The 14,088-nt window shown below is 37.4% G+C and carries 12 protein-coding genes; 4 read left to right on the forward strand and 8 right to left on the reverse strand.

Annotation, left to right across the window (positions count from 1 at the left end; all coding sequences use genetic code 11):
• Positions 1 to 219 precede the first annotated feature (219 nt).
• Positions 220 to 468 (reverse strand): hypothetical protein, encoded by a 249-nt coding sequence (locus ACZ5L8_RS07820; RefSeq protein WP_464440716.1) that lies wholly within the window; start codon positions 466 to 468, stop codon positions 220 to 222.
• 159 nt (positions 469 to 627) lie between these two features.
• On the reverse strand, positions 628 to 2,877 hold the full coding sequence (locus ACZ5L8_RS07825; RefSeq protein WP_464440718.1) for a response regulator: 2,250 nt from the start codon (positions 2,875 to 2,877) through the stop codon (positions 628 to 630).
• Between the two features lie 586 nt (positions 2,878 to 3,463).
• Here ACZ5L8_RS07825 and ACZ5L8_RS07830 point away from each other — a divergent pair.
• Positions 3,464 to 5,698, forward strand: a complete 2,235-nt coding sequence (locus tag ACZ5L8_RS07830; protein WP_464440720.1) for a xanthine dehydrogenase family protein molybdopterin-binding subunit — start codon at positions 3,464 to 3,466, stop codon at positions 5,696 to 5,698.
• Positions 5,699 to 5,780: 82 nt separating this feature from the next.
• Here the strand turns inward: ACZ5L8_RS07830 and ACZ5L8_RS07835 are convergent, their stop codons facing one another.
• Genes ACZ5L8_RS07835 through ACZ5L8_RS07855 form a run of 5 tightly spaced genes read right to left on the reverse strand, consistent with a single transcriptional unit; the run spans position 5,781 to position 9,133 of the window.
• A complete protein-coding gene (locus ACZ5L8_RS07835) occupies positions 5,781 to 6,425 on the reverse strand; it encodes a hypothetical protein (protein ID WP_464440722.1) in 645 nt (214 codons plus the stop codon).
• A gap of 9 nt (positions 6,426 to 6,434) precedes the next feature.
• Positions 6,435 to 6,899, reverse strand: coding sequence for a (2Fe-2S)-binding protein (locus ACZ5L8_RS07840; RefSeq protein WP_464440724.1), 465 nt, complete (start codon positions 6,897 to 6,899; stop codon positions 6,435 to 6,437).
• Positions 6,900 to 6,932: 33 nt separating this feature from the next.
• Positions 6,933 to 8,069: a carboxymuconolactone decarboxylase family protein gene (locus ACZ5L8_RS07845; RefSeq protein WP_464440725.1), complete on the reverse strand. Its 1,137-nt coding sequence runs from the start codon at positions 8,067 to 8,069 to the stop codon at positions 6,933 to 6,935.
• On the reverse strand, positions 8,066 to 8,677 hold the full coding sequence (locus tag ACZ5L8_RS07850) for a flavodoxin (RefSeq protein ID WP_464440726.1): 612 nt from the start codon (positions 8,675 to 8,677) through the stop codon (positions 8,066 to 8,068). The genes ACZ5L8_RS07845 and ACZ5L8_RS07850 overlap by 4 nt, the downstream gene beginning before the upstream one ends.
• 9 nt (positions 8,678 to 8,686) lie before the next feature.
• A complete protein-coding gene (locus ACZ5L8_RS07855) occupies positions 8,687 to 9,133 on the reverse strand; it encodes a nuclear transport factor 2 family protein (protein ID WP_464440728.1) in 447 nt (148 codons plus the stop codon).
• A 371-nt stretch (positions 9,134 to 9,504) separates the two neighbouring features.
• On the opposite strand from ACZ5L8_RS07855, the gene ACZ5L8_RS07860 reads away from it, so the two are divergent.
• From ACZ5L8_RS07860 to ACZ5L8_RS07870, 3 genes are all read left to right on the forward strand, one after another.
• Positions 9,505 to 10,398 (forward strand): helix-turn-helix domain-containing protein, encoded by an 894-nt coding sequence (locus ACZ5L8_RS07860; protein WP_464440730.1) that lies wholly within the window; start codon positions 9,505 to 9,507, stop codon positions 10,396 to 10,398.
• A 412-nt stretch (positions 10,399 to 10,810) separates the two neighbouring features.
• Positions 10,811 to 11,062, forward strand: a complete 252-nt coding sequence (locus ACZ5L8_RS07865; RefSeq protein WP_464440732.1) for a hypothetical protein — start codon at positions 10,811 to 10,813, stop codon at positions 11,060 to 11,062.
• A gap of 512 nt (positions 11,063 to 11,574) precedes the next feature.
• Positions 11,575 to 12,513 carry a hypothetical protein gene (locus ACZ5L8_RS07870; protein WP_464440734.1) on the forward strand — a complete coding sequence of 313 codons (939 nt, stop codon included), beginning with the start codon at positions 11,575 to 11,577 and terminating at the stop codon, positions 12,511 to 12,513.
• A 348-nt stretch (positions 12,514 to 12,861) separates the two neighbouring features.
• On the opposite strand, the gene ACZ5L8_RS07875 is transcribed toward ACZ5L8_RS07870, so the two are convergent.
• Entirely contained in the window at positions 12,862 to 13,902 is a 1,041-nt protein-coding gene (locus ACZ5L8_RS07875; protein WP_464440736.1) for a glycoside hydrolase family 43 protein, read from the reverse strand.
• Positions 13,903 to 14,088 lie beyond the last annotated feature (186 nt).

Consider the following 14,088-nt stretch of genomic DNA (forward strand, 5'->3'; position numbering starts at 1 on the left):
TGATGATTGATGAATATAACTTTTACATAAATAACATTTTTATTAGAAATAAATCGGTTTATGTTATAATTTTCGACGAGTCAACAAAAAGATTAACAGACGGTTAATTACATTGATTTTAATACAACAAGAATATTAGTAACAGTAATCCTGTTTTAAACAAAATGCTATTACTTAAAAACTGAATTGCTAAATTATATCGATTGAGGATTACAGATCTTATAAACCATTAGGCGTTTCAATCAAATTCTTGCCTACCCAAAGCGAAGATTTCACGACAAGTAACCCATCGTTCTTACCTAAGAACTTTTGAAAGAATTGAAGCAATTCATTGGTTTTAAAATCTCTGTATTTGATGCAGTAAATAGAATCGAGAACTTTTACCGCCCGTAGACGCTCTAGCTGCTTGTAGAAATTCTTATAATCTCCTTCTAAACTGAGATTAAAGATTAAAAAATACTTGATCATGATTTGGAGTTTTTTGTTAATTCTAAAGATAACAAATAATCACCCTACTACTCTATCAAACAAATATTTAAGAAGACTTTTCAGATATTTCACAAGTACAATTTCCTTTTGAAGTACAGATTTTATTCTTTTGGCTGCAGCCAAAAAACAAATGAGATATTAAGAAGCATTGCTCACAAAATGAGAAGAGAGGTATTTTCTCAACATACGCTCGATCTGAATGGTTCTAAACGGCTTTGCTAAAAAATCATTCATGCCAGCGGCCATACATTTTTCTTTATCCTGTATCATCGCATCTGCCGTAAGCGCGATAATTATCACATTACTACATTCTCCCGGTAATGCTCTGATCGCTCGTGTAGCGTCATAACCGTTCATAAATGGCATATGAATGTCCATAAAAATGAGATCCGGATTTTGGGCTAGAGTTACTTGCAAGGCTTCCACCCCATTATTTACAGGGATCACCTCTATATTCATCAAAGTGAGAATGCGTTTTAAAAGCATCATGTTTATCTTGTTATCTTCTGCGATTACCACTCTGGTTTCGCTTTTAAAACTTATTGCTTTTGTAAGGTCTTGATTTGCCATACGCTCTCTTTGAGCAAACACCTTTGATAACAACTGTTTGATATCGCTTATCTTAATTGGCTTTGATAAAAATTTATTGATACCGCTATCTTCTGCCTCTCGCAGAAAAAGACTTTTTTCTAAAGAAGAAAGCATGAGAATAAAAGGGTCTGGTGATTCTTTTAAAATTCCCTTTATCTCTTTTACTAGCGTTATGCCATCCATTTCGGGCATTTGATGATCTGTGATGATAAGATCGTAATGATCATTTTCTTGATTAGCATTGTACAATAAAGTAAGCGCTTCTTTACCGCTATAGCATATATCACAAGGCACTTCTAGAAATTCAAAAATTCCCCGCATCAATCTACAGTTTGTTATGTTATCATCAATTACAAGAACCTTTTTTAGCTTTGGCTTTAAAGGCACCCCAGATGAGTATTCTTCATTAAGCACTTTAAGAGTAAGGTGTAATTTAAAATTGCTACCAGAACCTATTTTACTTTCTACTTCCAGTTTCCCTCCCATCATATCTGCTAGATTCTTACATATCGTAAGGCCAAGTCCTGTGCCACCATACTTGCGCGTTGTAGAGGTATCTGCCTGTGTAAAACTTTGAAAAATATTCTGTAATTGATCTGCTGAAATACCAATACCTGTATCTGTAACTGAAATTACTAGATCGAGATATTTACTGCTTTCCTTTTCATAGATAATCCCATTTTTCTCTATACTCACTACAATTTCACCCGTAGTGGTAAATTTTAGAGCATTGCTTAGCAAATTCATTAAGATTTGCTTGACGCGAATGGAATCACCAAGGAATTGCACAGGTAACTTAGGGTCGATATTGCATATCAATTCTATGTTCTTATTATGTGCCTCAATTGAAAGTGAATCAATAGTATCTTCAACAGTTTGATGAAGATTAAATGGAATTTTATCTATCCTTAATTTTCCGGCCTCTATCTTAGAGAAATCAAGAATATCATTAATAACCTCCAAAAGGTTGTTAGAAGATTTGGTCACATTTTGAAGATATTCTCTTTGCAAATCTGACGGTCCTGTGGTGCCCAGTAATTCAGTAAACCCAATGATACCATTGAGAGGCGTTCTCAACTCATGACTCATGTTAGACATAAAATCACTTTTCGCTTTACTGGCAGCCTCTGCTCGCTCTTTTGCCTCAAGTAACTGTTGATAGTCTTCTATTCTTTTCTTAAAAATGGGTGTTAATACCAAAAAAGAGAGGATGAGTATAAAAATTATTAAGGTAACCAGAATGATATAATTAATACTATATATTCTATCTAGTCTATCTTCAGAGCTACTTCGCACAATTGCACTTATATTGCGCATCGCCTCTAAAAATTGCTTTTCATTACTGTCTTGTTTTTCGAGGTAAGTAAAAACATCTACATCATATGGATACGCATTATTTTCTGATATGTATTTGGCATCGCTTAAAATATCCGAATATAGAGGTTTTGCTTCTGCATTATATATCTTCAAAGGATCTTTGAGATACTTATTTCTCTCTACAAGTAAATTAAGATCACTTTGAAACTTACTGTACTTCATATCAAAATCAGGCAATAAACGCTTGAGTTCTTTACCAGCTAGAGAATCAAATTCGCTCTCCTCAATTTTAAGAAGCAAAACCGTTTTTAAAATTGACTGACTTAAATACTGTAGATTTTCCGAAGATTTCTCGATCTCTTCAGCCAGTTCATTTTCATGAGATATACTATTTACCTTAAACAAACCTGCACTTATAATCGTCAGAACTATAATTACGGTTATAATGGTAAGCTGAATACGTTTTTTAAATTTTTCCATCCCATTTTATGGTCAGATATTGATGAATTACACTTTGTATTGATGTGATTTTTCACAAGCACAAAACACATCAAACTAACTGATTACCATAAAGATACAAATAAAACCAATTGATTTACATCTATGCGTTTTTATATTTTAGATGATGTTCTTAGTCATTCTTATCACAGTTAAAATTATTTAACTCAATTGCATTACTTAAAATCCTCAACTATCGCATTTAGAAAAAGTGATGATTTCAGTAGGCAGTCTTCAGCCGCAGTTCGCAATAAAAAGCTTCTTCCTAATCCCAGAAGTGAGATGACCAAGTGAAACAAAGCTCAGAGGATTAAATTAACCCAATCAACAAATTGAGAAATGATTAATCGAAAATTCCACAATCAATTAATACCCTACTCTCCTAACTGCTCTGACTAAGCATTATACTCCTTATCAGAAATATTTACTATAAACCATTTTACAGTATTGCTTACCATTTTTACTGATAGCAAGTGGACTACGGGCAAATGCGCCTCAAATTGATTAAATTAGAGTGCGTTTTATGTCAGAAAAATTAGGAGAGACACTATAATTAATTCAATTGGGTATGAAAGAGGTAAAAAATGAAGTAAACAGGCGTTCATTTATTAAGTCATCTGTGCTGGCAGGTGGCGGAATGCTACTGGGCTTTAACTGGCTTATGCATGCTAACCCCCTCTCAAAAGATGGGATTCCGGTGCCAGAAGGCGTACATAAACTCAACGCATATTTAAAAATAGCGGCAGATGGCAAAATAACTATCCTCGCTCCTAATCCTGAGTTTGGCCAGAACGTAACCACATCACTACCCATGATTGTTGCAGACGAGCTGGATGTTGACTGGCAAGATGTTGTAGTTGAGCAAGCACCTTATGACCTGGATGTTTACACGCGTCAATTTGCTGGTGGAAGTCAATCTGTAAGACAAGGGTGGACAGCCCTGCGCACTGCCGGGGCGACGGCAAGACAGATGCTCATCAATGCAGCGGCTTCAACTTGGGCGGTTCCCGCTCAAGAAATCACTACCGAAAACGGAATTTTAAAACACGCTTCGGGTAAAGAATTGCCGTATGGCGAAATGGCTGAAAAAGCAGCCAATACTCCCGTACCGGAAAATGTGCCCCTTAAAAAACCTAAGGATTTCAAAATTATCAGTACCTCAAAAAAGAATGTAAGAATAGACGATATCCTTAGCGGGAAACCCATTTTTGGGATGGATTATAAGGTGGAAGGCATGAAGTATGCAACGGTAATGCATCCTCCGGCTTTTGGGTTAAAATTAAAAACATATGATGCCACTGAGGCATTGCAAATGCCCGGCATCACAGACATATTTACCATTGACACTTATGCTGAAGACTATGAACAAAGCATATTTGACACGGTCTCGTTCAACAAATTAATCGTCGTAGTAGGAGATAGTACCTGGCAAGTCATGCAAGCCAAGAAAAAGGTAAATGCCACGTGGGAACAATCTGGTGAGTATGTTCAAAAGATGAATATGTTTGGGAATCGCTCTGAGCGTGTGATACCCGGCCCTCTGGAAAGCACAGAAGACCATCTCCAGAAGATGGAACAAAAAAGCAGTGAACCAGGTACCGTAAGACGCCAGGATGGAAATCCAGAAGAGGCTTTTAAAAATGCAGCCAAGATTGTAGAGAGTACGTATACCGCACCTTTTTTGGCACATAATGCGATGGAACCTATTAACTTTTTTGCTGATGTAAAGGAGGATAGCGCAGTACTGGCTGGCCCATTGCAAGCTCCACAATTCACTGAGTCAACGGTGGCGGCGCGCTTAAAAATGGACCCAAAGAATATTGACATCACGATGTGCCGCATGGGTGGTGGTTTCGGTAGAAGGGCATATTCGCACGAGTTAGTTGAAGTTGCTGTTATTTCGCAACAGCTTAAAAAACCCGTAAAACTTGTCTACTCGCGAGAAGATGACATGACTTACGGTATTTATCGCCCGGCGTATCATATTAAATTTAGGGCTGCGCTGGATGCAAACAATAATTTAATCGCATATCATGTAAAAGGTGGCGGTATTCCAGAAAGTCCGGTACATGAAAACAGGTTTCCCGCTGGTGCGGTAGAGCATTATCTCGTAGAAAGTTGGGAAATCCCTTCAAACATTACCATTGGTGCTTTCCGGGCGCCACGCTCAAACTTTATGGGAGCTTCTGAGCAGGCATTTCTAGATGAAGTTGCCATTGCCGCTGGTAAAGACCCTATTGATTTTAGAATTGAGCTTTTTGAAAAAGCGCTCAGCAATCCCGTGGGAGAACGTAATGATTATGAAGCGCAGCGTTTTATTGACGTGCTAAAACTGGTAAAAGAGAAATCAAATTGGCTTTCGCCAAAAGAAAACATACATCGTGGAGTGGCAGCCTATTTTTGCCATAATTCTTACGTGGCGCATGTGGTAGATTTAAAGTTAGAAGACGGCAATCCGGTTTTTGACAAGGTGTATAGCGCCGCTGATTGTGGCATCGTTATCAATAAAGATGCAGCAAGAAATATGGTTGAAGGCGCGGTAACTGATGGACTAGGTAACGTGATGTTTGGTAAGATGAATTTTAAGGATGGTACACCGCTCAAATCTAATTTTCATAATTACCGAATGATGCGCATTCATGAGGCGCCAAAAGATATTGAAGTACATTTTGTAGAAAATGAAAAAGACCCTACTGGTCTTGGCGAACCTCCTTTTCCTCCTATTTTTGCGGCGTATGCTAATGCCCTTTCAAGAGCAAAGAACAAGCGTTTTTATAATCATCCGCTGCTTGAAGAAGTATGATATAACAAAACAAAAAAAGGAACAGCGCGCTGTTCCTTTTTTATTTTGGGTTTAACCCATAAAATTCACTATCAATCAGCAATTATTTATCTTCTTCTGGAGCATACGCTCCATTCTCTATCCAGGTTATCCAAGCTTGCTTAAACTCTTGATGAGATATAGGCGGCAGTGATAATCCTTCGCCAGGATTCCATCCTGCTTTTACAAGCGTATCATCAGCATGGGCAATAAGCTCTTCCATGTTTTTATTCCCGTTTTTTGATTTATCTATCAGCTGTTTTGCAAGTTCATTAATGCCTTTTCCTTGAAAAACCATTTTCATATCTGCAGGTGGCAGGTGCCAATTAGGATTTCCAGGAGGCGCATGCAATCCCTCGGTATTTTCTGCTTGATGACAGTTGGCACACTTCATCGCATATAATCCCTTTCCATCTTGACCGCGTCTGGGTTTCATACTGTGTTCATGACTATCATCACCCTGTAAGGGAATGTCACCTGCCGGATGACAGTTCATACAGCGAGGATGCATCAATACTTCATAAACCTTCTTAAAGGCTTGCTTAGACTTTAAACTGTCTTGCATCGCTTGCGTTAAAGGTATGTACCCAGAATCATCTCTATCTATATCTTTCATACTCGCCAGCGTGTAGAAGAGGGCGCTAATAAGGAATATTCCCAAAACCGCACCTACCGCCTTTCTTAGTGTTTGTTGCTTTAAACTTTTCATGTAAATGCTTTAAAGAGATTCTTTCTTGATTTCTGCAGCGCGGTGAATGGCTTTACGAATGCGCGAGTACGTACCGCAACGGCATATGTTACCAGCCATCGCAATATCTATATCTTCATCAGTAGGCTCTGGATTTTCGCGCAAAAGCACTGCTGCAGACATGATTTGACCACTATGGCAATATCCGCACTGGGGTACATCAATATCTTTCCAGGCTTGCTGTACGGGATGGTCATGATTTTCGGCAAGACCTTCTATGGTAACTACTTCCTGATTCTCTGCTCGTTTTGCTTTTGTAACACAAGAACGCACCGCCTCGCCATTGAGATGAACCACACAGGCACCACACTGGGCTACACCACAACCATATTTTGTCCCCATTAAATCCAGATGGTCTCTTAAGACCCAAAGTAGCGGAGTTTCTGGGTCAACATCCACTTGCATTTTCTTGCCATTTACCTGTAGTGTAACCATAGTTTTTGATTTAAAAGGTTCTTCTTAAAGATACTAATTTTCAGAGGTATATTCTGCTTGTGTTACTTCTTGCAACCATTGTGTGGGCCCATTTGCTCGACCGGTAATTGCAATCTGCATAAAATCTTCATCTGTGCTTGCTCCGTGCCAGTGCGGAGTATTTTCTGGGCATTTTACCACATCTCCTTTTTGTAATATCCGCTTTGGGCCACCTTGCTCTTGATAAAATCCCTTTCCGCGTAAAGCGAGAATAATCTGCCCGCTGGGATGTTTATGCCAGTACGTACGCGCTCCTTTTTCAAAAGTTACCACGCCCACCGAATTATCATTGATTTCGTCTGCCGTTACTAATCCGTTAAGCCAAGCATTGCCTGTGAAGACATCAGCTTCTATCAATTCTCCCCTATCAAACAAATCTACCGATGTAGCGGTTTCTGTAGTTGCTTCCTGCTGCTGCGTATTTTGTGCGCTAAGAATTTGCCTCCCCTCATCTGCTCTACTTTTTCCTACTGATTCTTCAATCATACCCAAAATTTGATACGCTTGCCCCTCAGTAAGTCCCAATCTTAAATTAATGCGTAAGTGTCCTGATGCCATAGGCGTTAAACCTCCCATGGTAAACAGTGCAGAAAGTGTTGCGATTTCGCGTTCTTGATAACTCAGCACACCACGTTTAAATATATCAGCAAAAAGATGTTCTTTTAAAAACACTTCAATAATAGGTACTGTTATAGCATATCCCGCTTTGCTACCGTTGGCAGGAATACCCGTAAGTTCTTCAAGTACTTGCTTGCCTTGCTCATATTTATCTGTTCCCATGACAGCTGTGCCAGCTTCTCCATCGTCATCAATAACTCCATTCTCTCGACGGTCATTCAGAACTTCGGTGAGTGTGTTAATAGCCATCAAACTGCGCGGAAATCCACAATAGGCATACAGATGCACTAGCTCTTCCTTGACTTGATTTGCAGTTAAGCCGGCATCTAGTCCCTTGTTCAAAGCTATCTCAATATGCTCTACATCACCTTGAGCGGTGGCAATAGCAATGTGGGCTATACCAGCCTGCGTAGGAGTTAACGGCGTTGCATCTTGAGCAAAAACCTCCATTTTGTTTAAAATTAAAATAAGGCTTAAAGCCAAAATCACTCCGATATGTTTACTGCCGCTCATCTAGATATTTTTTTGAAAATTGATGTCAACCAATCCTTCACTTTCAGGTTAACCTCGCTTTCCTTTTCACCTTCCATGACAAAAAGGATTCCATCGCGCTCTATCCCGCCTTTGACTGAAAATCCTTCAAGGACATTAGCCCTAGGACATAATTCTTTTACCGTTTTAAAACTACTGCCTACACCATAACCGGCATTGGTATTAAAAGGTACAACTGTTTTCCCTAACAGGTCATTATGCGTTAAAAAACTTTTCATTGGTGGAGGTAGTTGCATTCCCCAAGTGGGAAAACCAATAAAAACTGTATCATAATCTTCTAGATCATCAATTTTAGTCTTTAAAGGAGGCAAAAATCCTGTTTCATTTTCTTCTGCAACTTGAGCGACGATTGCCTTATAATCCTCTGGATAGGACTCTTCAAGTTCAAGTGCTATAAGCCGACCGCCGGTTTGCTCCTGTATCATTTTGGCAACAGCCATAGTATTACTCGTACGAGAGAGATAAATAATTAAAATCTTATCTCCATCTGCAAGCTCCTGCTTTTCCACAGCTTGCCCGCAGCTTACCACGCTAAATACGATATGTAATGCCAAAACAAGGGTTTTCATATTCTGAATTTATTCTCCAGGTGAACCCGTGAGCAGTTTTACAAAAGAGAGGTTTGCCAGTTTCCAGTTACCTGCCTCTTTCTTATACACTTCAGTCACCATAAACGGATTTGTAACCTCGTTACCTCCTACTACGGCAAGTAAGGTGATGCGATTTAAAAGTATCGCCGTATCGCCCAGCACATCAACGTTTACTTCCTGAATGTCGGCTTTTTTATACCAAATGAATCCTTTCTTGATTATTTCCAACTCGCGGTCAGTTCCCCATGAACCGCCCATATGCACAAATTGTGCTTGCGGGTGAAATAAAGCTGTAAGCTCGTCCATATTTTTGTCAGCCATCCATTGCCACTTGTTCTTTGACAATTCCTTAAGTTCTTTTTCAACGGTCGTATCCTGAGCAAAACCTACCTGACTCAAAAGCACCACAAACACTCCTATAACCTTGATTTTCACACCTTAAAATATATAATTTAATTAATTATTGACTCTTTATATGAACTGCATAAAATTTTCTCTCTCAAAGATTCAATCGATTCGATATAATTATCTACAAGCCTTATCTAACAATCACATTTAAAGTGTCTTTTGATGATTAGACAATTTGAATCTGTGTCCTATATAATCTAATCCTAATTTGTACCATCAAAAATTGATCACTTAAACTTCTTCTTTAAGAATTGACATTGAGATCAGTAACAAATTTCTCAAAAGACTAGTGTATAATCAGTATACATATTACTGCATTAGATACCATTTTTACATATTTAGCCATCGGTATTAATACATTGACTGTGTTCTCGATTATATTTGTTTAAAACATAAATATGCAAGAGGTTATAAATATCGATTCTGTAAAAAAATACAATGAGCTTAAGGGGATTGACACACGCCATCCACTTATCAGTGTTTTTGATAGCTCAATTGCGACACCTCTTCAAGAAGGAAAATTTAGGTTTAACTTCTATGCGATTTTCTTAAAGGGTGTTAATGGTTGTGATATGCTTTATGGACGTAACATTTATGATTATGAAGAAGGCTCTATGGTATTTGTGGGACCAGGACAATTTGTAGAGATCAAGAGTATCAAAAACTATAACCCCAAGGGTAAGGCATTGATTTTTCATCCAGAATTCATACATGGCACTTCATTGGGGAAGATAATAAGTGAATATTCTTTTTTTGACTATGAGCTTAATGAAGCTTTGCATCTCTCTCGAAAAGAACAGCAGTCAATTATTGAACTTTTTGACAAAATAGATTATGAATTAGATCAAAACATTGATCAACACAGCAAATCTATCATAGCCACCAATATAGAGCTACTACTAAATTATTGTAAACGTTTCTATGATCGCCAATTCATTACCCGTGAAAACCTAAATCATAGCATCATTACAAAATTTGATAAGCAACTCAACAATTATTTTAAATCAGAAATAGCACAAACTAAAGGATTCCCAACTGTATCCTATTTTGCAAACGAGTTTAATCTATCGCCCAACTACTTTGGTGATCTAGTTAAGAAAGAAACAGGGAAAAGCGCGTCAGAAATTATACAGCTTAAAATTATTGAGGTGTCTAAAGATCTAATATTAGATGTTGACAAATCAATTAGTGAAATAGCTTATGAACTAGGTTTTAAGTATCCTCAACATTTCACCAGAGTCTTTAAAAAAAATGTAGGTGTTACACCCGGTGAATATAGAAAATCAAGTTAATGCCACTCCCAGAATCACTTGATAGCATATTGAGAATTGATTAATCAATCTCCCCACACCCAACTTCCAGCACCCATTCGCTAAATCTAACATTAGCTAATTGACTCATTAAATTATCCTGTTCACTAAGCGAAGTCGAAGTGACAGTCTCAGTCGGCAGTCTTCAGTCAACAATCTCCAATAAAATGCCTCTAACTTTTCCTAAAAGGGAGAAGAGCGAGTGAAACGAAGCTCAAAGGGTTCTAATCTCCATTAGCAAATCAGCTAATTTCCTCATTGATGAAATTGTCAATTGAGCGAAGCCTACACGAAAATGAACCAATCCCATTTTCCGCTCCTTGCCAAAATATAGGTCAAATGCCGTATTTCATCTACTTAGAGTTTTTGACACATTTGTTTCAAACCTTCAATCATGACTCGTTATCTTTTCATTCTTTTATGTTTAGCTTTCGCGAAAGCGAATGCGCAACGATCTACAGTATTTATTGATGAGGTTAATGCACCTGAAAATCCTTATGAACCTTATGCAAGTGAAAAATTATATTCACTTAAAAAAGGGAATATATATTCTATTGACAAGCAAATATTTGACAGAAACGGTAATTTATTAAACTATCTAAATAATATAACTAATGATCGTGCCGAAGCAAAAGAAAAAAACTGATATACCAAGGTTTCACAAATGGACTTATAACTGAAGTTTTCAATTATCAGTATGATTCAATACCCTCTACATATGAATACAACAAAGACAGATTATTAATTAAAAGCGATAACAAGTATTGGGTCTCAACATACCTTTATGATGATCAGAAAAGAGTAATAAAGAAAACTGAATTTCGTAAAAAAGATAAAACTTCACGCTCCTTTGAATATCAATACACTAAAATAGATGGTCTATTAAAAGTTGACTATAAATATACATCAACTGATAATGAGGTTTTTAAAAGTTTTGCATTATATAAAAATGGATTAAAACAGGAGTTAAACGATTCGCGAGGCAAAATAAAATATTCCTATACCTATGATGAATAAGGAAATTGGATTACAGAGGCATTTACAGGCCAATTCTCACCACCACAGCCGCGAATAATTATATATTATAGTGACATTGATAAGATCATCAAAGACAAGCAAGTCTCATGGAAAAAGATCCCATTCGTCCCCAATGATAAGTTGGTCTATCCATACCCTATAATTGATGGAAAGTCATTACGTCTGCATGTCATATCAACTTCAAGGGCTTTAGATAATGGAGCACTTATTTATATCCCACACATTCAGAATTATTATCATGGCTTGGGTGGTTTTGACGAAAAGTATGATCTAGGCAAAACAGGAATCGCTAGAGAAGTAATGAAAAATTCTCCTGCGGTCCTAGAATTTTATGATAAATATGCAAATCTGTATATCAAAGGGAGAAAATCAAAATCTACTTTTACTATATATGGCACTGGATTTTTCTTGCAGGACTCAATAACTAATACAGGATTTTTAGTGAATAATTTTGACAGACAACAACATTTTTACAAACCAGAAATTAAAGAAGGCAACACCTATGTCTATGGAAGAGATCTAGAGAAGAAAGTAGATGTAATTTATTATAACGGCAAGCCTATAGATTACTCTAAAATGACAAAATATAAATACACAAAAGAAGGTCATCCGGTTTTAATGATAGAAAATAAACCTGTGGCAATTTTCTCTGGTTACTTTGATGTGACAAAAAAATCCTTGCACTATGGAAAAATCTATAATAATGAAGCACTTTACACTAATCCACCTTCCAAAGAATCTTCCACAAATCTCAGCTCTGAAGCTGCGGAGTTTATTGAATTCTACAAAACAAAAAAAGAATATGATAATAGAATGTATTATGGGAAGCTAGCCAAGGATATGATCGCTTCAGGAAAATCAACCGCACAAATTAATCAATACTTTCACGCAATATTTAGCGAATTATATCCACAAAGCAAGAAGTATGGTTATGAGTTTATGATGATAGTACCCAATAACTACGTACAAGGTATTTCCCAACTTATGACACCCTCACAGCGAGAAAATATAAGAGCCATGGGACGCGCAGAACTATCAAAATATCGAGTAAAGCAATAATCATACATTTTCCAATTAAACTATCTCGTTCACTGAGCGGAGCCGAAGTGACATTTTCAGTCACCAGTCTTCAGTCGCAGTATGCAGTAAAAAGTTTCTTCTTATACTAGAAGCTCAGAGGGTTCCAATCATCCCAATCGAATAATTGAGAATCTATTAATCTCCCAGCACCCATTCGCTAATTCTCACATTAGCTAATTAACTCATTAAAAGATTCATTTCACTGAGCGAAGTCAAAGCGACAGTCACCTGCAAAAGCTTCTCCCTTATTTTAGAAGGGAGATGAGCGAATGAAACGAAGCTCAGAGGGTTCAATCACCCCCAATAGAGTAATCAAGAATTGATTAATCAAAAATTCAACAATCGATTAACGCCCCACTCTCCAAAGCTTTCTACTAAAGCCTCATACTCCTTATCAGAAATTGTGATCATACAACCATGACGTATTCCTTGTGGTAAACTGTATTTATCCCAAGTACTAAAAAAAGTATAACCTGAAGCTTGATACCATGGTCCGTTAAGATTGTCTGCGATAGATAAGCCATAAGAAACTCCCGGATACTGCTCATAATACAGATACCAAACTTTACCATCCGGAGAAGGAATTAAAGTAGGGGCCTCTCTAAAATTAGGACTAATAGGATCGCTAGGTAATGAATACGGGCCAGTTAAAGATTTAGATCTTGCAATGCGTATGGTTTTACCTGTGGGCCAATAAAGCGTGGGACAGGTTTCATCCTTCAGTACAGCAAAATACGTATCTCCCACTTTCCTGATAAAGACATCTATCGTCCCAAAATCCCAGTCAAATATCCGTTGCGGCGGACCTTCAAAATTCTTAAGATCCTTAGATAAGACATATAGCGTACGCTGACTCGCCCAGTATATTTCTGCATTCTCCGGTGTACCATCTTGATGCGGCGTATGCCAAGTAAGAATAAATTTTTCCGAATCCTTATCAAAATACAACTTAGGTGCCCCAATGCGTTGCATCGCTTCTGAGTATCCCGGTGTAGCTTTTAGATCCGGAGTATAAACTGCATGTTTATTCCAATTTATAAGATCATCAGATACCCAAATATTAATGTCAGGAGAAGAGTCGCTTTGATTCCCTGCGATATAATATTTTCCATCAGGTCCTTTAGCGATATCTGCATGACCATGATATTCATCAAATACTACATTCCCGTTATTCAACTGTTTCCAATGCAGTCCATCTTGGCTTACTGAGTAATATAAACTACCATAATCATCCTTTGTCATATGCGCAAAGAGATAAGCCTCATTGATAGCTTTTTCTCCTTCCACAACCTGCCCCGGCGGATCGGGTTGTTGAGAAAATACCGTAAGTGTGATGAAACAAATAAAAGCCTGGAGAATAGATTTCATGGAAATGTTTGTCTTTATAGAAATTAAATGGAAAATAAAAGTAAGCAAAAGAATTTCAGTATATCGCGCAAAGTCATCAGTCTTCAGTGTCAGTTCTCAGTAATTTACATTCTTAAATCTACAAATTGAAAATCGATAAATCATATTTGATTAATCCATAAGAATATCGGGATTTACTTTCTTTCT

Source organism: Leeuwenhoekiella obamensis, from assembly GCF_055391795.1.